The following is a 25,776-nucleotide window of genomic DNA, read 5'->3' as shown; positions in this document are numbered from 1 at the left end:
GACGGTGCCGTCTGCCCGTCCTCTCTGTCCGATGCGCTCCGGTGCGGAAAAGTTCGCGTACATTGTCCGGCCTCCGGGCGCGCCGACGGCCGCGGCGTGACGGTTGTCACCCGCTGAGCCGTACGGAGTCCAGAACCCGGTCGGTCTCATCGGTGCCGCCGTCCTGGCGCAGCTGTACGTACATCTGCGAACCACCGGTGCCGGCGACGGGCTTCAGCGCGGCCTCCGTGACGGACCCGCCGCCGCCCGCGCAGTCGGTCCAGGTGCGTACGGCCCCCTGCCAGTCGGTGCCGCGGTAGTCACGGCCGCCCTGGTAGTGGCAGTCCTTGTGGTTGATCGCGCGCACCTTGGCCGTGAGGTCCCCGTGCTCGCTCAACCCGATGAAGGCGCCGTTCGCGCCGGTGCCCAGGTCCTGCCAGCGCGAGAGGTCGTCGGCGACCGCGAGGGCGGGCTCATGCCCCGTCGGCAGGCCCAGTGACTCCGGGTTCCAGCCTGCGTCGCGCAACTGGCGCCCCCAGGACGCGGGCACGATCGCGTGCACACGCCCGGTGGAGTCCTGGACCTTCACATCCGCCGCCGGATGCTGCCGCAGCAGCACGGTGGTGCCGGCTGCGGCGGCACCCGCGACGACCAGGGCGGCCAGCGTGAGGACCAGGGCGCTACGACGGCGGCCGGGCTGCTCGGGGGCCGAGGCGACCGCCTCCCGTCGGCTACCGGGCCGCTCGGGCGCCGAGTCGACCGCCTCCCGTCGGCGGCCGCGCTGCTCGGGCCCCGAGGTGCCGGAGACGTCCGCAAGCCGGTCGAGCGCGTCCGCGAAGGCCTCGGCGGTCGGCCAGCGCCGCTCGCGCTCGAGGTCCATGGCCCGAAGGATCGCCCGCTGGACCTCGGCCGGCAGGTCGGGGCGAAACCGGTCGGGGGGCTCCACCCGGCCCGGACGTGCGGGGACCGTGCCGGTGAGCAGGTGATAGCCGAGGGCCCCCAGGCTGTAGACGTCCGCCCGCGCGTCGATGCCGGAGCCGGGTTCGGACTGCTCGGGCGCCGCGTATCCGGCGGAACCGGCGGCCATGGTGAGTCCCGAGGCCTGGGCGAGGCTCTTGGCCAGCCCGAGATCCGCGAGCAGCAGCCTGGTGGAGCCGTCGTGCGCGGTCCGAAGGAGGACGTTGGAGGGCTTGATGTCCCGGTGCACGATTCCGGCGTCGTGCAGCGCGGCCGCGGAGCGGGCGGCCAGGGCCGTCAGGCTCAGGGCCTCCGCCACGGCAAGCGGGCTGCCCGTGATCCGGTCGGCGAGCGTGCCGCCGTCGGCGTACTCCATGACGAAGTAGGGTCTGCCGTCGGGGAGCTCGCCGATGTCGTAGACCTGCACCACCCGGCTCGAGCCGGCCCGGCGCAGCAGGCGCGCCTCGGACAGGAACCGCTCCCGGACATCCAGCCGGTGGGCCCAGTTCTCGGCAAGCACCTTCACGGCGACGGGCGCCTCGAGGACGTCGTCGTGGGCAAGCCAGACGACGCCGAACGCGCCGCTGCCCAGGCGTCGTTCCAAGCGGTAGCGGTCGATCCGCTCCAGGGACTGCATAGGACTATCATGCCTGGTCGGATATCCACATCGAGGGGAGCTCCCAGTGAGGGATGCCGCAGACCCCGAAGAGCTGGCTCTGCGGGCGGCCGCGGGCGACACGGCAGCCCTGGACGCGTTGCTCCAGCACATCCAGCCGGAGGTCGTACGGCGCTGCGGGCGCTTCCTGCCGTGCCGGGAGGACGCGGAGGAGGCGGCACAGGACGTGCTGCTGCAGGTGGCCCGGAAGATCGGCACGTTCCAGGGCCGCAGTCGCTTCGGCACCTGGCTGTACACGGTGGTCGCCAACTGTTCCCGGCAGAAGTACCGGGAGCTGAAGCGGCGGGCGGCCGAGCAGCCCGGGCCCATCGACGCCGCGCAGCATGTGGATCCGCGGACCACCAGCGTGATCGCGGGATCCCGCGTCGATCTGCTGGAGGCCCTGGAGCGGCTGGAGCGCGAGCATCCGCACCTGGTGGCGCCGCTCGTCTACCGGGACATCTGCCAGCTGGAGTACGCGGAGGTCGCCGAACGTGTCGGCGTCCCGCTGGGCACCTTGAAGTCCCGCCTTCACGAGGCGCGCCGACAGGTCAGGCCCTGGCTGGCCGGCTCCGTCTGACCGCACCCGTCGCCCTGCGCCGGGGCGGTACGGCCGTCGCGTACCGCCCCGGCGCGGGCGCAGGAGGGTCAGTGACCCCTGACGGGGTGCGGCCGGTAGGACTCCTCCAGTGACTGGACGTCCTTGTCGGTGAGGTCCACGTCCAACGCCGCGACCGCGTCGTCGATGTGCTGCGGTTTGGTGACCCCGACGATCGGCGCGGCAACGGTGTTCTGCCGCAGCAGCCAGGCCAGGGCGACCTGGGCCCGTGGAACGCCCCGCTGCGCCGCGACCGCCGACACCGCCTCGACGACGGCCCGGTCGCCCTCCTGGTAGAGCCCCTTGCCGAACTCGTCGGTGCGGCTGCGCTCCGTGGTCTCGTCCCAGTCCCGGGTGAGCCGGCCGCGGGCCAGCGGGCTCCAGGGCAGGGTGCCGACCTCCTGGTCCGCGCACAGCGGCAGCATCTCGCGCTCCTCCTCGCGATAGAGGAGGTTGTAGTGGTTCTGCATCGACACGAACCGGGTCCAGCCGTTCAGGCGGGCCGTGTACTGGGCCTTGGAGAACTGCCAGGCGTACATCGAGCTCGCGCCGATGTACCGGGCCTTGCCGGCCTTCACCACGTCGTGCAGGGCCTCCATCGTCTCCTCGATCGGGGTGACGGGGTCGAAGCGGTGGATCTGGTAGAGGTCGACGTAGTCGGTGCCGAGGCGGCGCAGGCTGTGGTCGATCTCCGTCATGATCGCCTTGCGGGAGAGGCCGCCGCCATTGGGTCCGGGGCGCATCCGGCCGTGCACCTTCGTCGCCAGCACGATCTCGTCACGCCGGGCGTGTTCGGCGAGTACCCGGCCGACGATCTCCTCGCTGGTGCCGTCGGAGTAGACGTTCGCGGTGTCGAAGAAGTTGATGCCCGCGTCGAGCGCCCGGCGGATCAGGGGGCGGGACGCCTCCTCGTCGAGGCTCCAGCGGTGAGTGCCTCGGTCGGGGATGCCGAAACTCATACAGCCCAGGCAGATCCGGGACACATCGAGACCCGTTGCGCCGAGCTTCACGTACTGCATGTACTCCTGCTTTCCCTCGGGGCGGGGCGGGGCGCCCGGGAACCACGAGTTCGGACGGCCTCGTGCCGTGGCGCCGCAGCCCCCGACGACGTGATGCCTGCCCATCCTGAGTGAGGCCAAGCACGGGCGCGCCCTCTCAGCGGTATCCCGTGGCGTCCGCCGTGCCGCCCTTGTCCTGGACCTCGACGAGATAGCGCCAGGCGTCGGGACGGCTGCCGTCGCGGTCCGTGAAGCCGTACTCCCGTGCGAGTCGCCCGCTGGACAGCGAGTTCCCGTTCCAGCGGGAGACCTGCGGGTCCGCGGCCAGGGCGGCGACCGCCCGGCCGACGTAGTACGGGCTCTCGGAGATGCAGAAGTGGGGCTCGCGCTCCAGGGCGTCGCGCCAGTTCGCCTCGGTCACCCCGAACGCCTCGAGCATCAGCTCCGAGCGCAGCCAGCCGGGGGTGAGGGCGACCGCGGTGGCACCGCGCGACCCCAGCTCGTGGCCGAGGGCGAACGCCATCCGCAGCACGGACGCCTTGGCCAGGTCGTAGAAGAAGGACACCCGGTAGGTGTCACGGTTGTACTCGGCCGTTCCGTCGGTCATCTCCACGACCAGGCCGCCGGGGTGCCTCAGCAGCAGGGGCAGCGCGTGGTGGCTGGTGATCGCGTGCGTCTCGACGGCGAGCCGCAGCAGACGGAACCCCTTGTCGAGGTCGTGCTCCCACACCGGGCGGTCCCAGTCGAAGAGCTTCTCGCCGCCCCAGATGTCGTTGACGAGGACGTCCAGGCGCCCCTGCTCGCGCTCGACACGGTCCACGAGCGCGCGCACCTCGGCGGGGACGAGGTGGTCGGTGGGGACGGCGATGCCGTGCCCGCCCGCCGCGGTCACCAGCTCGGCGGTGTCCTCGATCGTCTCGGGCCGGTCGTACTCCGAGCGCCGCTCGCGGGTGCTGCGCCCGGTCACGTACACCGTGCCACCCGCCGCGCCCAGTTCCACGGCGATCCCCCGCCCCGCCCCTCGTGTCGCCCCGGCGACCAGTGCGACCTTGCCTGTCAGCGGCCCCGGCATGTCCGACCTCCGCGCTCGTTCGTAACCGTCTCGCCGAGGATGGCGCGGAAGCCGGACATCTTCTGTCGCCTATTGCGGGCGTCTCCCGGGATCAGTGGCCGCGCGCGATCCACTCGTCGAGGTGAGGCGCCTCGGCGCCGATGGTCGTCGACTCGCCGTGCCCCGTGCGGACCACCGTCTCGGGCGGGAGGGTCAGCAGCCGGTCCCGGATCGACTCGATGATCGTCGGGAAGTGCGAGTACGAGCGTCCGGTCGCCCCGGGGCCGCCCTGGAAGAGGGTGTCGCCGGTGAAGACGGTGCCGAGGCCCGGGCCGTACAGGCAGACGGCACCGGGTGCGTGGCCGGGGGTGTGCAGCACCGTCAGATCGGCACCGGCCGCCTCGACGACCTGACCGTCGGCCAGCCAGTGGTCCGGGAGGCGGTCGGGGTGGGTCGTCTTCCACAGCGGCAGGTCGTCGGGGTGCAGCCAGATCGTCGCTCCGGTCCGCTCGGCGAGCGCGGGCGCGGCGTCGATGTGGTCGTTGTGGGCGTGCGTGCACAGGATGGCCCGAAGCCGCCGGTCGCCGACGGCCGCGACGATCGCGTCGGCGTCGTGGGCGGCGTCGATCACAACGGCCTCGTCGTCGTCGCCGACGATCCACACGTTGTTGTCGACCTCCCAGGTGCCGCCGTCCAGGGAGAAGGTGCCGGAGGTGACCAGTCGGTCGATGCGTGCGCTCATCACAGCACCATCACCGAGCGCAGGACGTCTCCGTGATGCATCCGCTCGAAGGCCTTCTCGACCTCGTCGAGCGCGATGGTCTCGGTCACGAACTTCTCCAGCGGCAGGCGCCCCTGCAGATGCAGATCGACGAGCATGGGGAAGTCGCGGGAGGGCAGGCAGTCGCCGTACCAGGAGGACTTCAGGGCCCCGCCGCGTCCGAAGACGTCCAGCAGCGGCAGCTCCAGCTTCATCTCCGGGGTGGGCACGCCGACCAGGACGACGGTGCCGGCCAGGTCGCGGGCGTAGAAGGCCTGCCGGTACGTCTCCGGGCGCCCCACGGCCTCGATGACGACGTCGGCCCCGAAGCCGCCGGTCAGATCCCGTACCGCCTCGACGGGGTCAGCCTCCCGGGAGTTGACGGCGTGGGTGGCGCCCAGTTCCCTCGCGGTGCCGAGCTTGCGGTCGTCGATGTCCACCGCGATGATCTTCGACGCGCCCGCCAGACGCGCTCCGGCGATCGCCGCACCGCCGACCCCGCCGCAGCCGATGACCGCGACCGTGTCGCCCCGGCCGACGCCTCCGGTGTTGATCGCGGCGCCGAGGCCGGCCATCACACCGCAGCCCAGCAGCCCGGCCACCGCCGGGGAGACGGATGGGTCGACCTTGGTGCACTGCCCGGCGGCCACCAGCGTCTTGTCCGCGAAGGCGCCGATACCGAGGGCCGGGGAGAGCTCCTGACCGGTGGCGGCCAGCGTCATCCTCTGCTTGGCGTTGTGGGTGTCGAAGCAGTACCAGGGGCGGCCACGCCGGCATGCACGGCACTTGCCGCACACCGCACGCCAGTTGAGGACGACGAAGTCGCCGGGGGCGATGTCCTCGACGCCCTCGCCGACCGACTCGACGACGCCGGCCGCCTCATGGCCGAGCAGGAACGGGAACTCGTCGGTGATACCGCCTTGCTTGTAGTGCAGGTCGGTGTGGCACACGCCGCAGGCCTGGATGCGCACCACCGCCTCACCCGGCCCCGGGTCCGGTACGACGATCGTCTCGATCCGGACCGGCTCGTCCTTGCCAGGAGCGATCACGCCGCGTACTTCCTGCGCCATGCTGCTGCCGCCTTCCGTCGGTGCTGCGGGCGCCGCACGCGCCCGGCGCGGGCCACAGCGGCCCGCACTCGTGATCCTCGCGCGGTGGGCATGTGTTGCGCACGCATTCCGCGCGGAACATCTCGGATCGCCCCGCGACCGGTCCTTCCGACCGGCCTTCGGGTGACGCCGCGTCACCTGCGGACGGACCTACGACAGGGTCCGGACCTCTGCGACGGCCGCCGCGTGGTGCACAGCTCCGCGGTCGGCTCGACAGGCCTTGCGGTGACTCGAGTTGCCGGTCCGGCTCGATGGCAGGCGATCGGCCCGGCACGGTGTCTCGCCGCTCGCCTCCCGGGACCGGCGGGAGCGCCGGACAACGGGTCGCCGCACGGGGCCGTCACTCGTCGGCGGTCCACCCCGGAACGGTCGGGAGTACCGTCTCGGCGACGCGCAGGAGCACCGCGTCGTCCGGTACCAGGCCGTCGGTGCGCCACAGGGTGACGTCGTAGGAGCCGCCGCTGTCCTTCGCGTCCCGGGCCACGGTGAGAGCGCGGGCCGGTACCCCCGGGCCGCTGTGGCTGTCGCTGCCGTCGAGGCGGAAGCTGAGGCTGATGGTGCGGTCCGCATACAGGACCGCAGGGCGGCCCAGAACGGTCCGCTTCCCCGCGCCGTCGCCGAGAAGTGCGGCGGACTCGGACACCGGGAGACGGTCGTAGCTCTCCGACAGCGACACGGTGTACGTGCCGAACTCGACCCGGGCCGAGGGATTGGGGATCTCCTCGCCACCGGCGAGCCTGACGGAACCCCCACCGCCACTGGCACTCTTCGCGGTCTCCTGCGGGGTGCCCAGCAACCGGGCGAGGTCGGGACGGTTCAGCGCCGCGCACAGTTGCGCCCCGGAGACGACATCAGGTCCCCTTCCGGGCTTCCCGGACGCCTTCTCGGCCTCTCCGCCCTGGCACCTCGCGGGCGACTGACCGCTCTGCGAGGACGACGGCTTCGCGAACGCCCACAGACCGACGACGAGTGCGGCGACCAGCACCACGGCCGTGATGGCCTGCCCCCACGGGCCCGCACCCTTCTCGGGCGCGCCGTTGTCGTCTGCCATGTCCCCCACCTGCTGTGATCCCCGGCTCGTGCCCCGGCACCCTAACCCGTGATCATTGCAGGGACAACGCAGTTCCCGTCCCGCTCGCCCGCACCGGCAGGCCGTCGCGCCGCGGGAAAAAGCCTGCGCGCCTCCGGGGAGAGGGTGCGGGCCGCGGCGGGGTCGTCCACCTGCGCCGAGATCAGGGTGGTCCGCTCGTACGCATGGTCCGGAGGCAGAGAACGACCGTTCGTGATCACGAACAACGGGACTAATGCGGAGGTGAGTTCCAGTTCCTGCTCGGGCTGGTCGGTCATTGGCCGTCCTCCTGCCCGCGAGAGGGAAGAGCGGCGCAAGGGAGCCTCCACAGCACCCCGCCGGCACACATCGGCGCATGAGCCGTGCCGCGGCCGATCGGTCCGGCAGGAGTGGGAGAAAAGGACCGGACCAGGACAATGCGCCCCGAGCGAGGAAGCGTTGCACGGGACCCCGCCGACGGCACGCGTCCCCCTTCTAGGATGCGGACCGCGTAGACCTCGGCTCCGCCCTCACCACCCCCGCCGGGCGTGGCCCGGGAACCGCGGTGGAACAGCCCCTACTCCGCAAGGAACACCGTGAGCATCGCAGTGACGGAAGCCGAACCGGGACCGGTGCAGCCCCCCTGGCGGCTGCTCCTCGGATATGTACGACCACATCGCTGGTCCCTGCTCGCGGGCGCGGTCCTCGCGCTCGCCACCGGCGGCACCGGGCTTCTCCTGCCGCTGGTCGCTCGCGGTCTGATCGACGACCTCGCGCACGACCGGTCCGTCACCCCGGCGCTGCTCGGCATGTCGGGACTGGTGGTCGCCAACGCGGCGGTGGGCGCGCTGGGTTCCTACGTGCTGCGGCGTACCGCCGAATCGGTCGTGCTGGGTGCCCGGCGCGCCCTGTCGTCGTATCTGCTGCGGCTGCGGATCTCCGCCGTGGACCGTACGGAGCCCGGCGATCTGATGGCCCGGATCACCTCCGACACCACGCTGCTGCGCGAGGTAACCACGGACTCACTGGTCGGACTCGGCACCGGGGGTCTCACGCTGGTCGCGACGGTGGTGATGATGGGGCTGGTCGACGCGGTGCTGCTGGGAGTCACACTCGGGGTGATCCTGGCCGCGGGACTGGTGCTCGGGCTCATCGTGCCGCGCATCAACCGGGCGAGCCGGCAGGCACAGGACGCGGTGGGCGCCATGGGCGCCTCGCTGGAACGGGTCCTCGGCGCGCTGCGCACGGTCAAGGCCTCCGGCGCGGAGCACCGCGAGGAGGAGGCCGTCCACACGGCGGCCGAGGAGTCGTGGCGGCAGAGCGTACGGGCCGCCAAGTGGGCGGCGGCCGCGGGCAACACGGCGGGACTCGCGATGCAGATCGCCTTCATCACCGTGCTGGCCGTGGGCGGCGCACGCGTGGCGACCGGCGCCGTCGACGTCGGCACCCTGGTCGCGTTCCTGCTCTACGTCTTCTATCTGATGTCTCCCATCCAGCAGGTCGTCGGCGCGGTCACCCAGTACCAGACGGGCGCCGCCGCGCTCGCCCGGATCCAGGAGGCTCTGCGACTGCCCGCCGAACCACCCTCGAAGCACGCGGAGTTGCCGGCGCCGGGCGCGCAGCCCGCCACGCTCTCCTTCGAGGACGTGCGCTTCCGGTACGCCGAGGACCTGCCGCATGTGCACCACGGCGTGACCTTCACGGTGCCGGCCCGGGGCATGACCGCCTTCGTCGGCCCGTCCGGGGCGGGCAAGACGACCGTGTTCTCCCTGATAGAGCGCTTCTACGATCCCGAGTCGGGCTCGATCTCGCTCGACGGACGGGACATCGCCGATTGGGAGCTGCCCCTGCTCCGAGCGGCCATCGGCTACGTCGAGCAGGACGCGCCGGTACTGTCCGGCTCCCTGCGCGACAATCTGCTCCTCGGCAATCCCGGGGCCGACGAGGCCGAGGTGCAACGTGTACTCAAGACGACGCGGCTCGACGGACTGGTCGAGCGGCTCCCGAGCGGTCTCGACACCCTGGTCGGACATCGCGGGACCAAGCTCTCCGGCGGCGAGCGCCAGCGTGTCGCGATCGGGCGGGCGTTGCTGCGCCGTCCCCGTCTGCTGCTGCTCGACGAGGCGACTTCACAGCTGGACGCCGTCAACGAGGCGGCGCTGCGGGACACGGTCGCCGATGTCGCGCGTTCCACGACGGTCCTGGTGGTCGCGCACCGGCTGTCCACGGTGACCATGGCCGACCGGATCGTGGTCATGGACGCGGGCCGGGTCCGAGCGGTCGGCACCCATCGCGAACTGATCGCCGCTGACCCGCTGTACGCCGAACTGGCGGCGACCCAGTTCCTTGCCACGGCCGACTGACACCGGGATCCGGCTCAGGATTCGGGGCCAGCCGCCTCGAGGACCTCCTGGCCGCTCTCGTCGTCGACGGCATAGGCGAGGAAGTCGTCGACCATACGGTGGAAGAGGGTGGCGAGCTGGCGGAGTTCCTCCGGCGACCAGGCGCCCAGGGCCGCCTGCATGCCGCGGACTCCGGCGTCGCGGATCCGCTGGATGGCCTCACGGCCGAGCACGGTGAGTTCGATACGCTGGGCGCGGCCGTCGTCCGGGTCCGGTACGCGGGAGACGTATCCCGACTTCTGCAGCTGGTGGACCTGCCGGGTCACATGGGAGGCCTCGACCCCGAGCCGGTTGGCCAGCTCCCCGGGGCGAAGCGGTTCGGAGTCGGCGATCTGCCGCAGCAGGGCCACCGCGGCACGGTCCAGCGGCACACCCGCGAGGGCCATCAGGCGTTCGTGCTGCCGCGCGCGCGTGCTCAGATAGGTGATACGGCTGAGCGCTCGCTCGATGTCGATCACTTCCGGCGACGCGGGGGCCGAGGGGGGGTGCGGGTTGGGCATACCGCCCAGTTTACCATATCGTTGCCTGACTCAAGTAACTACCTGCTCCGGGAGACGGATGCGGGCCGGACGAGCCCGGCCCACGACGTCGTTCCGTGATCAGTGAGCGGTGAGCAGTTCCTGAGGCGTACCGCTCGGCGACGCCTGCCGGGTGCGCAGGGCGGCGATGCCGATGAAGACCATGGAGGACACACCCGCCAGCGCGAAGGCGGTGAAGCCCCGGTCGCCGTGGCCCCCGGTCGCGGGGCTGCGGCACCGCCGCCACGGCCCGCCGGTCAGCCCATGCGGTAGAGGCAGACAAGCAGTTCGATCACGGGTTGCATGGCGGGATGCGGGCCGTCCCGCCACCAGGCGAGCCGCACGGCGATGGGCTCGGCGTCGCTCACCGGCCGGTAGACGACGCCCGGGCGGGCGTACTGGTTGGCCGTGGACTCCGCCGTGACCCCGATACGGCGGCCGGTGGAGATCGCGGCCAGCCAGTCGTCCACGTCGTGCGTCTCCTCGGTGGCCGGGCGCGATTCCTGGGGCCACAGCTCCACGCTCGTGGTGCCCGTGCGGCGGTCGACCAGCAGCGTGCGTCCGCCGAGATCGGCCAGTCGGACCGAGCGGCGCCTGGCCAGTGGATCGTCCGCGGCCATCGCGCACAGCCTCTGTTCGAGCCCGACGATCGCCGAGTCGAAGCGCCGGTCGTCCACGGGCCTGCGCACCACCGAGAGGTCGCAGGCACCCTCCCCGAGCCCTGCGGTGGCCGAGTTGACGCGCACGAGGTGCAGTTCGGTCTGCGGGTGCTGTTCGCGCCAGCGCCGCTGGAAGGCGAGGGTATGGCGGCCGAGCGCGGACCAGGCGTAGCCGATCCGCAGCCGGGCCGGGCCGGAGGTGGCGCCGCGCACCAGGTCGTCGACCTCGGCGAGCACCCGCCGGGCGTGCGCCACCACGCGCAGTCCGGTGCCGGTCGGGGCCACTTCGCGGGAGGTCCTGCGCAGCAGCCGTACGCCCAGCGCCTGTTCGAGCGACGCCAGGGTGCGGGACACGGCCGCCTGGGAGACCCCCAGGGCGATGGCCGCGTCCGTGAAGGTGCCCTCGTCGACGATGGCGACAAGGCAGCGCAACTGCCGCAGTTCCACTTCATGCGTGAGTCAAGCGTATGGATGGCCCGGTGGATGCATTTTCCGCAGGGGCCGGGTTCTCGCACGATCGGACCATGCACGGAGCATCGGCACGCCCGTCCGCATCACCCGCACGCCGGATCCGTCCGGCATCTCCGGGACCGAAGCCGGCCCGCACGAGCCCGGCAGGAGTCCTGACCATGGTCGGCAGCGGCCTGTCCAACCAGGTCGGCGCCGCGATCGGTTCGCTCGCCTTCCCGGTGTTCGGACCGGTCGGCGTCGTCGCGGTGCGCCAGTACGTCGCCGCGTTCGTGCTGCTCGCCGTCGGCAGGCCACGGGTGCGTTCCTTCACCTGGCGCCAGTGGTGGCCGGTCCTGCTGCTGGCCCTGGTGTTCGGCACCATGAACCTCTCCCTCTACAGCGCCATCGACCGCATCGGCCTCGGTCTGGCCGTGACACTGGAGTTCCTCGGCCCGCTCACCATCGCCCTGGCCGCCACACGGCGGCGTGTCGACGCCTGCTGCGCGCTGATCGCCACGGCCGGTGTCGTCGTCCTGATGCGCCCTCAGCCGTCCACCGACTACGCCGGGATGTGCCTCGGCCTGCTGGCCGCCGGCTGCTGGGCGTCGTACATCCTGCTCAACGGCACCGTCGGCCGGCGCATCCCCGGGGCGCAGGGATCGGCGGCCGCCGCCGCGGTGTCGGCGACGGTGTTCCTTCCGGTCGGCGTGGCAGTCGCCGTCCAGCATCCGCCGACCCCGAAGGCCGCCGCCTGCGCGATCGCCGCCGGGCTCCTCTCGTCCGCGGTGCCCTACCTCGCGGACCTGTTCACACTGCGCCGGGTCTCCGCCCCGGCCTTCGGACTGTTCATGAGCGTCAACCCCGTCCTCGCCGCCGTGGTCGGCCGCCTCCTCCTCGGTCAGCACCTGGGGTGGACGGCATGGGCCGGCATCGGCGCCGTCGTGACCGCGAACACGGTCGGCATCGCCGCACGACGTGGCTGACTGCAGCGCCCGCCTCCGGCGCGGTCCCCCGATGACGGGGAGCGCGTGTCCGGTACACCTCGGCCTACGATTCGATTGCTTGACTCAAGTAAGTCGGTGTGCTTGCCTCTCTCGAGCAACCTGGACCGTCCGGCCGCCACGGTGGTCATGACGCCCAGGACCGGGGGCCGCCGATGAGCGGCGGCGGGCCCCCACGCGCCGCATCCCGTGGGGACGGGGGCGGTGCCCTCGGGCCCGGACCGGCACTCACCCCGTCCGGAGCCGGGCCCGAGGACGACGGGGTTTCGCGTTTCGCGCCACTTGTCACGCACAGGAGGGCGTTCCTTCGCATCAGCGCCGGCACCGAGCTGCGAGGCAGCGGGTGCTGCCGGCCCTCGGCGGGTGACGGAGCGGCCCGCGGGGGGCCGGTCGACCGCTCGCCGTCCGCGGCCTCAGGACCGGGCGGCACTCCCGGCGGGCGTGCGCCGTACGCTCCAGTCGAAGCGGCCCCGGCACACCACGGTGCCTGCCGCATCGGTGATCTCGGCCCGGGTGGAGATCCGTGCCCGGTCGGTCTCGCCCGTCCACAGCGGCTCAAGGGCACTCCGGGCCTCTTGGTCGAGGCGGCAGGCGGCGACCAGGCGCCCCCGGGCGGGAGCGAGGAACTCCACGACGGCCGCGGTTCCCAGCGGGACGATCCGCTCCAGGGCCCCGGCATGCGACCCCGAGGCGATGAGGGCGCCCAGCCCGGCCGCGTCGATCAGGGCGACCAGCCCGCTGGAGTGCAGCGAGCCGATGACGTTGGCCAGCTGCATGGGTGTGTCGCACGCGAGTTCGGCCTCGCCGTCCACGGCCCGGACCACCTCGATCCGGGCCGTGCGATGCGCCGGTACGGACTCGAGCAGCGTTCGGGCCAGTGCCGTCATGTCCACCACGCCAGCCTCGCAGGGTGCGATGGCGCGCGGGTGTCCACCGGGCAACGCCCGGACGCCGCCGTCCGGTCGCCCCGTCAGAAGGGGTAGTGCGCATGCTGGGTGGCAACGGTGACCCAGCGGGTGTTGGAGAACGCCTCGATACCCCACCGCCCACCGAAACGGCCGTAGCCCGACGCCCGCACCCCGCCGAAGGGAGCCTGGGGCTCGTCGGCCACCGACTGGTCGTTGATGTGCACGATGCCGGTGCGGACCCGACGTGCGACGGCCAGTCCATGGGTGGCGTTTTCGGTGATGATGCCGCACGTCAACCCGTTCTCGGTGTCGTTGGCGAGGGCGACGGCGGTGTCGTCGTCGGCGAACGTCGCCACCACGCACACGGGGCCGAAGGACTCGGTGCGGTACAGGTCCGCGTCCTGCGGTACGCCGGTGAGGACGGTGGCCGGGTGCACCGCGCCCTCGGGCTCGCCGCCGACGAGGACCGTGGCGCCCTTGCCCACGGCGTCCTTCACCAGTCCGGCCACCCGCTGCGCGGCCTGCGCGCTCACCAGCGGACCGATCACGGTGTGCGGATGCGCCGGGTCGCCGGACCGCAGCGAGGCGGTCTTCTCGACGAACTTCCGGGTGAACTCCTCGGCGAGCGACTCGTGGACGAGGATACGGTCGCCGGACATGCAGATCTGGCCGGCGTTCAGGAACACACCGAAGGTCACCGCGTCGACGGCGTAGTCCACGTCCGCGTCGTCCAGCACGAGGACCGCGTTCTTGCCGCCCAACTCCAGGACGGCGGGCTTGAGATGCCGTGCCGCGAGCTCGCCGACGATGCGCCCGACCCCCGTGGAACCCGTGAAGTTCACCGCGCGCACCCGCTCGTCGGTTATCAACGCCTGCGCGATCCCGGCGGCGTCCTCACGGGCGTTGGTGACCACGTTCAGCACCCCGTCAGGCAGTCCGGCCTCGCGCAGGATGTCGGCGATCAGCAGTCCGCACGCGATCGGCGCGTCCTCACTCGGCTTGACGACCACCGTGTTTCCCGCGGCGAGCGGCGCCGCGACGGCCCGGACACCGAGGATGACCGGCGCGTTCCACGGAGCGAACGCCGCGACCACTCCGAGGGGTTCACGCACCGCCAGCCCGAGCACCCCCTCCTCCTGCGCACTGAGCACCTCACCGCTCGGCGCTGTGATCGCGGCCGCGGCCTCGCGCAGGATGTTGGCGCCCAGACCCACGTTGAAGAGGGCCCACGGCAGGGTGGCACCGGCCTCGTGGGCCATGATCTCGGCCACCTGCTCGCTGCGGGCGTCCAGCAGATCGGCCGCCTTCAGGAAGATCGCGCGGCGGGCGAAGGGGGCGAGCGCCGCCCATTCCGGGAAGGCCGCGTCCGCGGCGTCCACCGCCCGTTTCACGTCCTCCGGGCCGGCTGCGGCGAGCGTCGCGTACACCTCGCCGGTGTAGGGGGCGACGTCGACGGTGGTGCGGCCGGACGCGGCGGGTACATCCTTGCCGCCGATGAGGAGTTCGCGGGTGACAGGCATGACGGCTTCCTTCGGTACGTGGCCGGGACGGTGCGCAGAGGGCCGAAACTTGTTCGTCTGGTGAAATCTCATTCACTGATCTGCTGCGATGCTCCGGCCGGCCCCCGCGAATGTCAAGGCCCCCGGCTTGCACAGCCGGGGGCCTGGGTCCTCGTCCCGGGGTCGCTCTAGGAGGCGACGTCCGACACCAGTCCCGTCACGGGCGCGACCTTGGCGGTGGCCTGCTGGACCGGCTGGATGTCGTTGACACGGTTCAGTTCCCCGAGCTGCTTCGACGGCAGCGGGACGTCTCCCTTGTGCTGCTCCGGGACCTCGCTGCGGGACAGCGAGTCGAGCAGGGTGACCGGGTTCAGCCTGCTCGCGTCCGAGTTGTCGGCGGGGGCCGCGCTGGCCATCGGCGCCGCAAGGCCCGTGACCCCGATGGCGAGACCGACCGCGGCGACGATACGTCGTGTTGAGATCATGCATTCAGCAACGGGACGGGACACCGGGCAGTCACGGGACCGGCCTCGCCCTCACTCGACAGGCGCACGGCTCCCGCTGCGCTTGCCGGGCACCCCGCGCCGGGGGAGGCTCGAAGAAGAGGCCCTCGCGGCCCGCCGCATGCCGGGCCCGGCCTTCGAAGGAGGTCTCCATGGCCACCGCGGCAGGCACCGCCGCCGACATCCGCACCGCGCGCCGCAGTTCCCCGTCGACGCCGCCCGACGGCAGGGTCGACGGGCAGATCCCCGTCGCGCCATGGGACGGCTAGGCGGGCGGCGCCGTCTGAAGGTCCGGACCAGCTCCCGGCTCTCCTGGACCTTCTCGGCGGGGGCCGAACTCGGCGGCCGGAGCCGGCGTCTGTCCCCGCCCTCGGCGTGCGCGGCAGGCCTGCGCGCCTCCGCCGCCCTGGTGCGGGCGGCACTGCGGGCGGGCCGTGTACGCCCCTGCCCCCCGGCAACCCGCGCCGTTCGAAGGCGGCGTCCCGGGCGTCGATGAGCCCCCGCGCCCGGAACCGGTCACCCGGCCTCTTCAAGCACCCGGGAGCCATCCGCCCGGCCGCAGGATCGCGAGCAGTTGCCGGACCAGCTCGTCCACGATCTCGTCGAGGGTCGCGTCCACCCAGCCTGCCCGCCAGTCGTGCAACAGACCGTTGACGCTGCCGATGAACGCCGTGGCCGCGATCCGGTAGTCGCGCCGCGCCGCCTCTCCCCGCGCTGCAGCGTCGGCGGCCTCGGCGCAGATGAAGTCCACCCATCGGGAACGCCGTTCGAGCCGCTGCTCCTCCAGCCTGGGGCTGACCCCGATGATCTCGACAAAGGTGATACGGATCCGGCGCGGATCGCAGGTGACGTTCGCCGCGTAGGCCCGGAAGACCGCGGTGGCGCGCTCGGCGAGCGGCAGGTCACGGGCCTCGGCGAGGGCGGCGGAGGCGGCGCCCTCCGCCCAGTCGTTGACCTGGAGGTGCAGGGCGGCCAGCACGTCCTCCAGGGTGCGGAACTCCTCGTAGAACTGGCGCGTCGACAGACCCGCCGCCTCGCTCAGCGCGGCGACCGTCGTGCTCCGGAAACCGGGGCTGTCGCCGAAGAGCTGAAGCGCGGCGTCCAGGAACCTCCGGCGCCGCTCGGCCTGCCGCTCCTCGGCGGACCTGCCCCCGTAGCGGCCCGTCGGCTGCCTGAGCCTGCCTGCCACGCGTATCCCTCACCTTTCGTCGATCTGTTGGGCGGTCGGCCAATTTTGTCGTGCACGGAGTCTTGTGGAGGGGTCCGACTGTTCCTTACTTTCCAGTAAGTCAATCTGAACGCAGGCGTATTCAGATTCGCGGGCCGCAACCCGGCGGCTCCGCCGGCCAGCACGATCCGGCTTGTCATGTCCTCATCACGGCTGACCACCACAGACAGGGACCCGCCATGTCCGTCCTCAGATCCCGCCACCTCTTCTCCCTCGCCGCCGCCCTCGCCCTGACCGCCGGCACCACGGCGACCGCTGTCGCGCAGGACACCGCCGCCGCCCTGCGCGAGGTGATGTTCGTGGGCAACAACTGGGACGGCACCGCCGACGTCATCGAGTCCACCGGCGACTTCGCCCGGCTCGGTCGTGTCGACGTGATCCCCGACAAGGCGCAGCGCATGGCGGAGATCAACGCCGACCCGATCAAGTGGATCTACTTCATGGCCATCCGCAACAGCGTCGGCGAGGGCCACGACCAGTTCGTCGACGACATGTACTCGACTCCGGACGGGAGATCGATGGTCGTCTCCCGGCCGAGCTTCGCCGACGTCGTGTCGATCGACCTGACCACCGGCAGGATCAACTGGCGTTTCCCCGTGGCCGGTTACCGCGCCGACCACATGGCGGTGTCCCCCGACGGCACCCGCGTCGCCGTTTCGGCCTCCACCGCCGGCAAGGTGCAGGTGCTGGACATCGTCACCGGCCGGGGACTTGGCGAGTTCACCACCGGCGACAAGCCGCACGAGAACATCTTCACCAAGGACGGCAAGTACATCTGGAACATGGCCATCGGCGAGGTCAACACAGCGCTCGACGACCCCGTCTGGGACTGGACGAAGGGCGACCGCCGCATCACGGTCGTGGACGCCACCACGTTCAAGCAGGTCAAGACCATCGACATGCGCGGCAGGCTGGACGCGATCGGGCTGAAGGACTTCTCCGACGCGGTGCGTCCGGCCGTCTTCAGCCCCGACGAGTCCACGCTCTACTTCCAGGTGTCGTTCTTCAACGGGTTCCTGGAGTACGACCTGGCGACCGACAGGATCACCCGGGTGAAGACCCTGCCGAAGAACCCGGCCACCAGCACGGATCGCACCACATGGGTCAACGACTCGCGCCACCACGGCATATCGATGAATCCCTCCGGCACCAAACTGTGCGTCGCGGGGACGATGGACGACTACGCGACCGTCGTGGACCGCACCACGCTCCAGGAAGGTCCGCTGGTGACCGCGTCCAAGCCCTACTGGGCGACCGTCAGCGGTGACGGCAGGGACTGCATCGTCTCGGAGAGCGGCGCCGACCGGGTCACCGCGATCGACTTCGCGACCGGCGAGAAGGTCGCCTCGGTGCAGGTCGGCGACCATCCGCAGCGGGTACGCCTGGCGCACGTCCCCGCCGGATGGACGGGCCCGACCGCCGGCTGACCGCCCTCTGCCACGGTTCCGTCCGTGCCGCGCGCGGCACGGCGCGGACGGAACCGTGCCCCGTCGGGACCTGCGCCCGGCAAGGATGCGGGCCCGAGCCCTACTCAGCCACCGACCCGGCGGCTCACCTTCAGCAGATACTCCTTGCGGTTCAGCGGATTGTGGTCCGTGCGCGGCCGCTCGGGCATCGATCCGCCCGTCACCGGCGCGTAGTGCCCGAAGGCGCTCTCCAACTCGCCCTCGCCCCGGGTCAGGCCCGGCAGTTGCTGCTCCAGGGTGTGCACCCACGCCGCCGGGACCGCGCCCTCGAGGACGCAGACGGAACCTCGCGTCTCGGTAGTCCGTGGCACCGCCCGCACCGCGGCGAGCACCGGCAGCAGCGCGCCGAGCGTGTCCGCCGGGGCCTCGATGCGGAAGCTGTGCATCGGCTCGTGCACACGGGTGCCCGCGCGGCGCAGCGCCTCGATCAGTACCAGTGGGGTCAGGCCCCGGAAGTCCGCTCCCGTACTCGACATGCTCTTGTCGAACCCCTGGTGGGCATGGCTCTGCCGGGGCGAGTAGCCGGAGTGGGTCATCGTGACCGTGCAGTCGGTGACCTCCCAGCCGTGCAGCCCCTGCCCGAGCACCTCCCGCACAGTGTCCTCGACCGCCTTGAAGAACGCGTACGGCATCGAACCCAGCTCCACCTCCAGGCTGAAGTCCACGCCGCCGCCCGGCGGAGCGGGGTCGACACGCAGACCGACCGTGGCGAGGAACGGGTTCGGGTGCCTCTTGTTGAACTCCACGGCAGCTCCGGTACCGACCGGCCGCTCGATGCACAGCGGGGTCGTCTCCCGGAAGGTGACGTCCAGGGCGAACTCATCGGCGAGCGTGGCCTGGACGACCTCTTTCTGCACCTCGCCGTAGAGGGACACCGAGGTCTCCTGACGCACCTCGTCGTGCCTGAGGTCGATCAGCGGGTCCTGCTCGGCCAGCCGGACGAGCGCCAGATGCAGGGCCCCTCTGTCGACACCCGGCCCCGGTACGACCACGGTCTCCAGCGTCGGTGGCGCGAAGAAGCGCTCCTGCGCATGCCGCCGCACGCCGATGTCGTCGCCGATCCGGACGTCGGAGAGCCCCCACAGCCTGCCGATGCGACCGGCCGGCACGGCGTCCTCACGCACGTCGGTACCTCGGTCGAAGACGCTGATGGAAGTGACCCGCCCCTCGGGACGGCCGTCGCCGAAGGGGACCCGGTCGCGGACACGAAGCATTCCCGAGAACATCCGCGCATAGGCCACCTTCTCCCCCGCCGGTCCCCGCTCGACCTTGAAGACCGTGCCGGAGAGCGGCCCCGCGGGGTCGCCCCCGGCGGCCGGAAGCAGGTGCTTGACGCCTTCGATCAGCTGCGGCACACCGGCGCCCGTGATCGCCGAACCGAAGAACACGGGATGCACCCGGGCACGCCGGGTCTGCTCCAGGAGTGCGGTGTGCAGCCGGTCGTAGGACACCGTGTCCTCGACGTACGCGGACAGCAGCTCGTCGTCGTGTTCGGCGAGGACGTCGAGCAGCCGCCCGCTGAAGGCGGGGTCGTCGGCGTCGTACGGAGTGACGTGCGCGGTCCGCGTGCCGATCCGCTCCGGCCGCCCCATGGGAACGACCGACGGGGTCAGCCGGCGGGCCAGCGCCTCGAGCGTGCGGCCGAGCTGCGCGCCGCCGCGGTCGATCTTGTTGATGAACACGAGCGTGGGGATGCGCAGCCGCCGCAGGGTCCGCATCAGCACGCGTGTCTGCGCCTGCACGCCCTCCACGGCCGAAACGACCAGCACCGCACCGTCGAGCACGCTCAGCACCCGCTCCACCTCGGCGATGAAGTCCGGGTGACCCGGGGTGTCGATCAGGTTGACGGTGACGTCGTCCAGCGTGAAGGAGACGACGGCCGACTTGATGGTGATGCCGCGCTGCCTCTCCAGCGCGAGCGAGTCGGTCAGGGTGCTGCCGTCGTCGACGCTGCCGATTTCGTCGATCACCCCGGCCGTGTACAGGAGCCGCTCGGTGAGGCTCGTCTTACCGGCGTCTACATGCGCCAGGATTCCCAGGTTCAGCGTGTGCACGAAGCGTCATGTCCTTCGGAATGGGGGTGGTTCCTTGCTGGCTGGACATGGACGCTGTGCGCATTTCGGCTCCTCTGGGTCGACAACTCCTCACGGGCAGTGGATCAGCGACCCCTTGGGCACGGCAAAGGATTAAGCGTCAACCAATTCCGTCTCCGTCCGCTCACGCGCACCAGGCCCGCAGTCACGGACCGCATCCTGATCCGTCCACTGCGCGCTCGCCGCGCCCGCGTGGCCCCCTCGACCGGGCGCCGCCGTCGGACGGAAGGGAAGGCGACCGGCCCACGGTGCCGGGGCCCCGGGCGCGCCGACTGCACCGGCTTTCGCCCCGGGTGAACCCGGTCCGGAGGGCTCGAGGCCCGCCCGGGGGGCCGCGTCGCCGGCGGCCGGTATGGCGGTGGCGCCGCCGAGCGTGGACGCTGTTGTCGAGGGGCGGATTCCGGCCACGCCGGAACGCCAGGCCGCGGTGGTGAGAGGAGCGGAAGCGTGATCGAGGGAACGCGCGATGCGTGAGATCCTCCCGGCGCTGCACCGGTGGTACACGACGGGATCCCCTTTCGGGCTCGCCACGGTCGTGGCCGTGAGCCGCAGCGCGCCTCGCGGGCCGGGAGCGGCGATGGCCGTCGGTCCCGGGGACGAGGTGGTCGGCAGCGTCTCGGGCGGCTGCGTCGAGGGGGCGGTGTTCGAACTCGCCCAGGAGGTCGTCGAATCGGGCGAGACGCGGGTGGAGACCTTCGGCTACAGCGACGAGGATGCGTTCGCCGTGGGGCTCACCTGCGGCGGGGAGATCACTTTGCTGGTGCGCCGGGTGACACCGGCGGAGGACGTCTCGTTCGGGGCGGTGGCCGAGTCGGTGGCGGCCGGTCGACCGGTCACCGTGGCCACGGTGATCGACGGCCCCGCACCGCGGGGTGCCACCCTCGCCGTATGGCCCGACGAGGTGTCGGGCTCGCTCGGCTCGAGCGGTCTGGACGCCGCGGTCACCGCCGACGCGCGCGGCGGACTCGCACTCGGTGCCACCGGCCGGCGGCACTACGGCCGGCACGGCGAACGACGCGAGGACGCCGTCACGGTCTTTCTGCACTCCTTCGCGCCACCGCCGCGGATGCTGGTCTTCGGCGCCATCGACTACGCGGCCGCGGTGGCCCGTATCGGCGACTTCCTCGGCTATCGGGTCACGGTCTGCGACGCCCGTCCGGTGTTCGCCACTGCGAAGCGGTTCCCGGAGGGTGCGGAGGTCGTCGTGGACTGGCCGCACCGCTATCTGCACGGCACCGCCACCGACGACCGCACGGTGATCTGCGTGCTGACCCACGACCCGAAGTTCGACGTGCCGCTGCTGGAGGAGGCACTGCGCAGGCCGGCCGCGTACATCGGCGCGATGGGCAGCCGCCGCACCCACGACGACCGGATGAAGCGGCTGACCGAGGCAGGACTGACGGAGGCCGAACTCGCCCGGCTGCGCTCGCCCATCGGCCTGGATCTCGGGGCGCGCACCCCCGAGGAGGTGGCGGTGTCGGTGGCCGCCGAGATCGTCGCACTGCGCTGGGGCGGCAGCGGAGGACCGCTGGCGGCGACCTCGGGGGCGATCCATCCGAACCGGGTGCGCTGCGAGTCGCTGTAGTGGCCGTCCGGCGGCGACGGACGCGGCGGCGCCCTCGTCGTGGCGGTACCGGTGTGGCCACGCGTACGACGGTCCGGGTGCGCACGCCCCGTCGGGCGTGACGAGCCGGGCTCAGGCCCGCGTGGTCCTGCCGGCGCGTGGCTGCAGCCGGTGCAGCACCACGTCCGTCAGCTCACCGCCGGACACCGTCGCGGTCAGGTAGGTGCAGTGCGGCTGACGCCGGCGGTCTGTCGGGGAGCCCGGGTTGAGCAGACGCAGCCCGGTGTCCGTGACGGAGTCCCACGGGATGTGGCTGTGACCGAAGACCAGCACATCGAGGTCGGGGAAGCGCTCGGCGCACCGGCGCTCCCTGCCCCGGGCGCCGCCCGTCTCGTGGACCACGCCGAGGCGCAGACCGCCGAGTTCGGCACGCGCCACCTCGGGGAGCCGGGCGCGCAGTTCGGCCCCGTCGTTGTTTCCGTGGACGCCGATCAGCCGCGCGGACCGGTTCTCCAGCAGGTCGAGAGTGGCGACGTCCACCCAGTCGCCGGCGTGGATCACGACGTCGGCGCGCGGCAGTTCGGCGACCAGTTCCGGGGGAAGTTCCCTGGCCCGCTTGGGCAGGTGGGTGTCGGACATCAGCAGCAGACGCACGACGTCAGGGTGTCACGACGCCGGACCCCGGGCCTCCGGTCAGGCGCGTGCCGACGGCCCCTCCTCCAGGAACACGTCCGCCCACACCTGCTTGCCGCCGCTGACGGGGACGGTTCCCCACGCCGCCGACATGGCCTCGACGAGGAGGATGCCGCGGCCGCCCGTCGCCTCCCAGCCGATGCTCGTCGGTTTGATGGGCGTACGCGCCGAGTTGTCCGATACCGCGATGCGGAGTCGGTGGTTGAAGAGGGTGAGGTGAAGACGGACCGGACCGCCGGTGTGGACCAGGGCGTTGGTGACGAGTTCGGAGACGACGAGGAGCACCGTGTCGACGTCCTCGGTGACGCCCCAGGCGCGCAGGGTACGCCGGGTGAAGCGGCGCGCGTGCCGGACCGCCTCCGGGACACGCCACACCGTCCAGCTCTCGCGCTGCGGGCGCGCCGCCATGCCGTCGTAGCGCACCAGCAGCAGCGCCACGTCGTCGCTGCGGTTCGCACCGGCGAGGAGGGCGTCCGCGACCAGCCCGAGGTGGCCCGGATCGGAGGCGGACAGCTCGTCGGCCAGCCGCGCGAGACCGGTGTCGATGTCGACGGCGGCCGACTCGACCAGGCCGTCCGTGGTCAGCGCGAGGATCGTGCCCGGCTGCAGCCGCAGCGGGCTCATCGGGAAGTCGGCGCGTTCGACGACGCCGAGGGGCGGACCGCCCTCCGACTCGGCGATCTCCGTGCGGCCGTCCGGATACCTCAGCACGGGTGCGAGGTGACCGGCGCGGACGAACCAGGCGGAGCCCTCCTCCATGTCGACATCGACGTAGCAGCAGGTGGCGAACAGATCGGACTCCATGTCCACGAGGAGCCGATTGGCGTGCGAGACGACGACGTCCGGGGGGTGGCCCTCGACCGCGTACGCCCGCAGCGCCGTGCGCATCTGGCCCATCAGTGTGGCGGCGCCGGCGTTGTGCCCCTGGACGTCGCCGATGACGAAGGCGACGTGGTTGTCGGTCAGCGGGATGACGTCGTACCAGTCTCCGCCGAGCTCGAGACCCGCGGTGGTGGGCAGATAGCGCGCGACGGCGACCGCGCCGGGCAGCCGGGGCAGGCGGCGCGGCAGAAGGGCTCGTTGAAGCATGCCGATCAGTTCGTGCTCGGCGTCGAAGGCGTGGGCGCGCACCAGCGCCTGTCCGGCGAGACCCGCCACGGCGGTGAGCAGAGCACGTTCGTCGGGTGCGAAGTCGTGCGGCTCGTCCCAGCCGATCAGGCAGGCGCCGGCCGTACTGCCTCCGGCGGTCAGCGGCAGCACGGCGAGGCCGCCGGGACCGACGTCCGCGAGCGCGGGCTCCAGTTCGGAGCCCGCGGGCCAGACCGCGGCGCGGCCCTCGCTCAGCGCCGCGGCGAGCGTGGGCATGGCCCGCACCGGTGCGTCGGGCCACTCCGAACGCCACTCGGTCCGCCACAGCTCCGGCCACACCTCCGGTTCGGGCGGGTCGAGCACGGTCACCACGAGCCGGTCGCCCTCCAACTCGGCGAGGGCGACGCGGTCGGCCCGCAGCGGTTTGCGCAGGGCGGACACCACGGCCCGGCCGACGTCACGGACGGTGCCCGCGGTGGCGAGGGCCGCAGCGAGCCGCTGGATGCGGGTGACGTCGCTGACGGCGGGGCGCAGCTTGGAGGCGTCGGCGACCGATCCCACCAGCCGTGCCGGCTGGCCCTGCCCGGCGGGCAGCAGCCGCCCGCGCAGCCGGAGCCACTTGGGCTCGCCGGACGGCTGGAGGATGCGGAACTCCAGTTCCCGGTCGCCGATGGACATGTGGTCGGCCTCGACCACGGACATCAGCGAGGGCAGATCGTCCGGCACGGTCCGGGAGAGCAGGGTCTCGACCCTGCCGTCGAACTCCTCGGGCTCGATGCCGAACAGGCGCAGCATCTCGTCATCGACCTCGACCCGGCCGCTTTCCACCGTGAGGCTGAAGAAACTGGCCGACAGCTCCTTGGCCTGGTCCTCGGCCGGAACGGGACCGGTGACGGCCTCGGCCAGAAGACGGAGACATTCACGTTCCTCGGCGTCGAAGCCCCCCAGGGCGTCACCGACGGCGACCAGGCACCCCCCTTCCCGCAACGGCAGGGCGGCGAGCGAGAAGTCCCTGACGGGCAGCCGCTGCGCGGCAGGACAGCGGGCCAGGTCCTCGGCGGTCAGCCATACGGGGCGCCCCGAGCGGTGCGCGTCCGCCGCGGGGCCACCGGCGGACAGGGGGTAGACGTCGCGGAGTCCGTACAGCGCGCGCGGTACACCGGCGGACTCGGTGAGGCACAACCGGTCCCCGTCGGCCGCCGGGACGTAGACGGCCGCCAGCGTCGCTCCGGCGAAGACGAGCGCCTGTTCCAGGGTGCGGCGCAGGCGCTCGCGCGGATCGAGGTCCGCACTGAGGGTCTTGAGGGCAAGTTCGGCACGGAGTGTTCTCGTTCTGCGTCCCGCAGCGCCGTCACTGCCCATTCGGCCATTACAGCGCTTTGCAGACGCTCGCGCAGCCCCTGTGAAGGTGCCGATCCCACGTGTCGGTGGTGCGGAGCGCCGCGTGCCCCGCCGCCTGCCGGTTCCTGGGAGTGACAGGGCCACCCAGGAATCCGGGACCGGCCATACGGTGGTCATATGAACGGCACGAATGCGCTCGGCGACTTCCTGCGCGCCCGGCGGGCCCTGATCCGGCCCGAGGACGCGGGTATCGCAGGTGGCGGACTGCGCCGGGTGCCGGGCCTGCGCCGCGAGGAGGTCGCCTTGCTCGCCGGCATCAGCTCCGACTACTACCTGAGGCTCGAACAGGGGCGCGATCGCCATCCCTCCGTCCAGGTCCTCCAGGCGCTCGCCCGGGTGCTGCAGCTGGACGACGACGCGACCGCGCACCTGATCGGTCTGACACAGCCCGGCGGATCCGGCTCCCGCAGAAGGACCACGCGATCCGAGAAGGTCCCCCTGAGCATCCGTCAGCTCATCGACGGCTGGACGGGCAATCCGGCGTACGTCCAGAACAGGTTCACGGACGTCCTCGCGGTCAACGCACTGGCCGCCGCCCTCTCCCCCGCCTACGCGCCCGGTGTCAACCTGCTGCGGGCCGTCTTCCTCGACCCGGCCGAGCAGGCCCTGCGCCGTGACTGGGAGGAGGCGACCGCCGAGGGCGTCGCGAGTCTGCGCGCCCATGCCGGTACCGACGTCGACGACCCACGGCTGGTGGAACTGGTGGGCGAGCTGTCCGTACGCAGTGAGCGCTTCCGCCTGCTGTGGGGCCGGCATGACGTGCGGCCGCGCCGCAGCCGGCTCAGCAGGCTGAACCATCCCCAGGTCGGCGATCTGGAACTGCACTCGAACAAGTTCGAGGTCGGCGGTACGGACGGGCTCACGCTCGTCGTCTTCCACCCCGAGCCCGGCAGCCGCAGCGCCGAACTGCTGGCGCTGCTGGCGAGTCTGCACGCCTCCGGCGAGCGACCGGAGAGGCAGGGCGCGCCGGGAACCGCCGCGGGCACGGCCCTCGGTGCGGCCTCCGCCGGGAGCCGGGGTGCCGAGGATGTCGCACCGCGCACACGTCCTTCCGGCCGGCGCGCCCCTGACGGAGGGTGACCGGTCATGAGCGGTACGAGTCCGATCCCCGGCCTGCGGGCGGCCGTGTGCACGGCCGCCCTCCGGG

Annotated in this window: 22 protein-coding genes; 6 read left to right on the top strand and 16 right to left on the bottom strand. The window is 72.0% G+C overall.

All coding sequences use genetic code 11. The features are described 5' to 3' along the window. Window positions 1-106 precede the first annotated feature (106 nt). A complete protein-coding gene (locus ADL25_RS14020; protein ID WP_059128032.1) occupies window positions 107-1,573 on the bottom strand; it encodes a serine/threonine-protein kinase in 1,467 nt (488 codons plus the stop codon). 46 nt (window positions 1,574-1,619) lie between these two features. Between ADL25_RS14020 and ADL25_RS14015 the strand changes: the two genes are divergently transcribed. After that, the gene (locus tag ADL25_RS14015) at window positions 1,620-2,171 is read left to right on the top strand and encodes an RNA polymerase sigma factor (protein WP_059128031.1); all 552 of its coding nucleotides are present in this window, start codon (window positions 1,620-1,622) and stop codon (window positions 2,169-2,171) included. A 68-nt stretch (window positions 2,172-2,239) separates the two neighbouring features. On the opposite strand, the gene ADL25_RS14010 is transcribed toward ADL25_RS14015, so the two are convergent. The 6 genes from ADL25_RS14010 to ADL25_RS13985 form a co-directional block, all read right to left on the bottom strand. Beyond that, window positions 2,240-3,208, bottom strand: a complete 969-nt coding sequence (locus ADL25_RS14010; protein ID WP_059128030.1) for an aldo/keto reductase — start codon at window positions 3,206-3,208, stop codon at window positions 2,240-2,242. 136 nt (window positions 3,209-3,344) lie between these two features. Then, window positions 3,345-4,259: an SDR family oxidoreductase gene (locus tag ADL25_RS14005; protein ID WP_059128029.1), complete on the bottom strand. Its 915-nt coding sequence runs from the start codon at window positions 4,257-4,259 to the stop codon at window positions 3,345-3,347. A 91-nt stretch (window positions 4,260-4,350) separates the two neighbouring features. Further along, on the bottom strand, window positions 4,351-4,980 hold the full coding sequence (locus ADL25_RS14000) for an MBL fold metallo-hydrolase (protein WP_059128028.1): 630 nt from the start codon (window positions 4,978-4,980) through the stop codon (window positions 4,351-4,353). Further along, window positions 4,980-6,068 carry an S-(hydroxymethyl)mycothiol dehydrogenase gene (locus tag ADL25_RS13995; protein ID WP_059128027.1) on the bottom strand — a complete coding sequence of 363 codons (1,089 nt, stop codon included), beginning with the start codon at window positions 6,066-6,068 and terminating at the stop codon, window positions 4,980-4,982. The genes ADL25_RS14000 and ADL25_RS13995 overlap by 1 nt, the downstream gene beginning before the upstream one ends. A gap of 379 nt (window positions 6,069-6,447) precedes the next feature. After that, a complete protein-coding gene (locus ADL25_RS13990; protein ID WP_059128026.1) occupies window positions 6,448-7,158 on the bottom strand; it encodes a DUF6215 domain-containing protein in 711 nt (236 codons plus the stop codon). 41 nt (window positions 7,159-7,199) lie between these two features. Continuing rightward, window positions 7,200-7,454, bottom strand: coding sequence for a hypothetical protein (locus ADL25_RS13985; protein ID WP_059128025.1), 255 nt, complete (start codon window positions 7,452-7,454; stop codon window positions 7,200-7,202). Between the two features lie 297 nt (window positions 7,455-7,751). Here ADL25_RS13985 and ADL25_RS13980 point away from each other — a divergent pair, with 297 nt between their 5' ends. After that, window positions 7,752-9,518 (top strand): ABC transporter ATP-binding protein, encoded by a 1,767-nt coding sequence (locus ADL25_RS13980; RefSeq protein ID WP_059128024.1) that lies wholly within the window; start codon window positions 7,752-7,754, stop codon window positions 9,516-9,518. A gap of 14 nt (window positions 9,519-9,532) precedes the next feature. On the opposite strand, the gene ADL25_RS13975 is transcribed toward ADL25_RS13980, so the two are convergent. Together ADL25_RS13975 and ADL25_RS13970 are read right to left on the bottom strand one after the other, a co-directional pair. Then, window positions 9,533-10,057: a MarR family winged helix-turn-helix transcriptional regulator gene (locus ADL25_RS13975; protein ID WP_059128023.1), complete on the bottom strand. Its 525-nt coding sequence runs from the start codon at window positions 10,055-10,057 to the stop codon at window positions 9,533-9,535. 275 nt (window positions 10,058-10,332) lie between these two features. Beyond that, window positions 10,333-11,181 carry a LysR family transcriptional regulator gene (locus tag ADL25_RS13970; protein WP_059128022.1) on the bottom strand — a complete coding sequence of 283 codons (849 nt, stop codon included), beginning with the start codon at window positions 11,179-11,181 and terminating at the stop codon, window positions 10,333-10,335. A 182-nt stretch (window positions 11,182-11,363) separates the two neighbouring features. Here ADL25_RS13970 and ADL25_RS13965 point away from each other — a divergent pair, with 182 nt between their 5' ends. Further along, window positions 11,364-12,167 (top strand): EamA family transporter, encoded by an 804-nt coding sequence (locus ADL25_RS13965; RefSeq protein WP_059128021.1) that lies wholly within the window; start codon window positions 11,364-11,366, stop codon window positions 12,165-12,167. Window positions 12,168-12,598: 431 nt separating this feature from the next. On the opposite strand, the gene ADL25_RS13960 is transcribed toward ADL25_RS13965, so the two are convergent. From ADL25_RS13960 to ADL25_RS13945, 4 genes are all read right to left on the bottom strand, one after another. Continuing rightward, window positions 12,599-13,072, bottom strand: a complete 474-nt coding sequence (locus tag ADL25_RS13960; RefSeq protein WP_234380897.1) for a PaaI family thioesterase — start codon at window positions 13,070-13,072, stop codon at window positions 12,599-12,601. A gap of 83 nt (window positions 13,073-13,155) precedes the next feature. Then, window positions 13,156-14,613 carry an aldehyde dehydrogenase family protein gene (locus ADL25_RS13955; protein WP_059128020.1) on the bottom strand — a complete coding sequence of 486 codons (1,458 nt, stop codon included), beginning with the start codon at window positions 14,611-14,613 and terminating at the stop codon, window positions 13,156-13,158. A gap of 167 nt (window positions 14,614-14,780) precedes the next feature. Next, the gene (locus ADL25_RS13950) at window positions 14,781-15,077 is read right to left on the bottom strand and encodes a hypothetical protein (protein WP_059128019.1); all 297 of its coding nucleotides are present in this window, start codon (window positions 15,075-15,077) and stop codon (window positions 14,781-14,783) included. Between the two features lie 547 nt (window positions 15,078-15,624). Next, window positions 15,625-16,284 carry a TetR/AcrR family transcriptional regulator gene (locus tag ADL25_RS13945; protein ID WP_059128018.1) on the bottom strand — a complete coding sequence of 220 codons (660 nt, stop codon included), beginning with the start codon at window positions 16,282-16,284 and terminating at the stop codon, window positions 15,625-15,627. Window positions 16,285-16,502: 218 nt separating this feature from the next. Here ADL25_RS13945 and ADL25_RS13940 point away from each other — a divergent pair, with 218 nt between their 5' ends. After that, entirely contained in the window at window positions 16,503-17,750 is a 1,248-nt protein-coding gene (locus ADL25_RS13940; RefSeq protein ID WP_059128017.1) for a YncE family protein, read from the top strand. Window positions 17,751-17,854: 104 nt separating this feature from the next. Here ADL25_RS13940 and ADL25_RS13935 read toward each other — a convergent pair whose 3' ends face one another. After that, a complete protein-coding gene (locus ADL25_RS13935; RefSeq protein ID WP_059128016.1) occupies window positions 17,855-19,843 on the bottom strand; it encodes an elongation factor G in 1,989 nt (662 codons plus the stop codon). A 505-nt stretch (window positions 19,844-20,348) separates the two neighbouring features. Here ADL25_RS13935 and ADL25_RS13930 point away from each other — a divergent pair. Further along, on the top strand, window positions 20,349-21,467 hold the full coding sequence (locus ADL25_RS13930; RefSeq protein WP_059128015.1) for an XdhC family protein: 1,119 nt from the start codon (window positions 20,349-20,351) through the stop codon (window positions 21,465-21,467). Window positions 21,468-21,578: 111 nt separating this feature from the next. On the opposite strand, the gene ADL25_RS13925 is transcribed toward ADL25_RS13930, so the two are convergent. Further along, window positions 21,579-22,100, bottom strand: coding sequence for a metallophosphoesterase family protein (locus tag ADL25_RS13925; protein ID WP_059128014.1), 522 nt, complete (start codon window positions 22,098-22,100; stop codon window positions 21,579-21,581). Window positions 22,101-22,139: 39 nt separating this feature from the next. Continuing rightward, window positions 22,140-24,590: a SpoIIE family protein phosphatase gene (locus tag ADL25_RS13920; RefSeq protein ID WP_059128013.1), complete on the bottom strand. Its 2,451-nt coding sequence runs from the start codon at window positions 24,588-24,590 to the stop codon at window positions 22,140-22,142. A 156-nt stretch (window positions 24,591-24,746) separates the two neighbouring features. On the opposite strand from ADL25_RS13920, the gene ADL25_RS13915 reads away from it, so the two are divergent. After that, window positions 24,747-25,709 carry a helix-turn-helix domain-containing protein gene (locus ADL25_RS13915; RefSeq protein ID WP_079050327.1) on the top strand — a complete coding sequence of 321 codons (963 nt, stop codon included), beginning with the start codon at window positions 24,747-24,749 and terminating at the stop codon, window positions 25,707-25,709. The last annotated feature ends 67 nt before the right edge of the window (window positions 25,710-25,776 follow it).

Origin of the sequence: Streptomyces sp. NRRL F-5122 (genome assembly GCF_001507435.1) — a bacterium.
Classification (GTDB): Bacteria; Actinomycetota; Actinomycetes; order Streptomycetales; family Streptomycetaceae; genus Streptomyces; species Streptomyces lannensis.
This window is presented reverse-complemented; position numbering and strand designations above follow the sequence as displayed.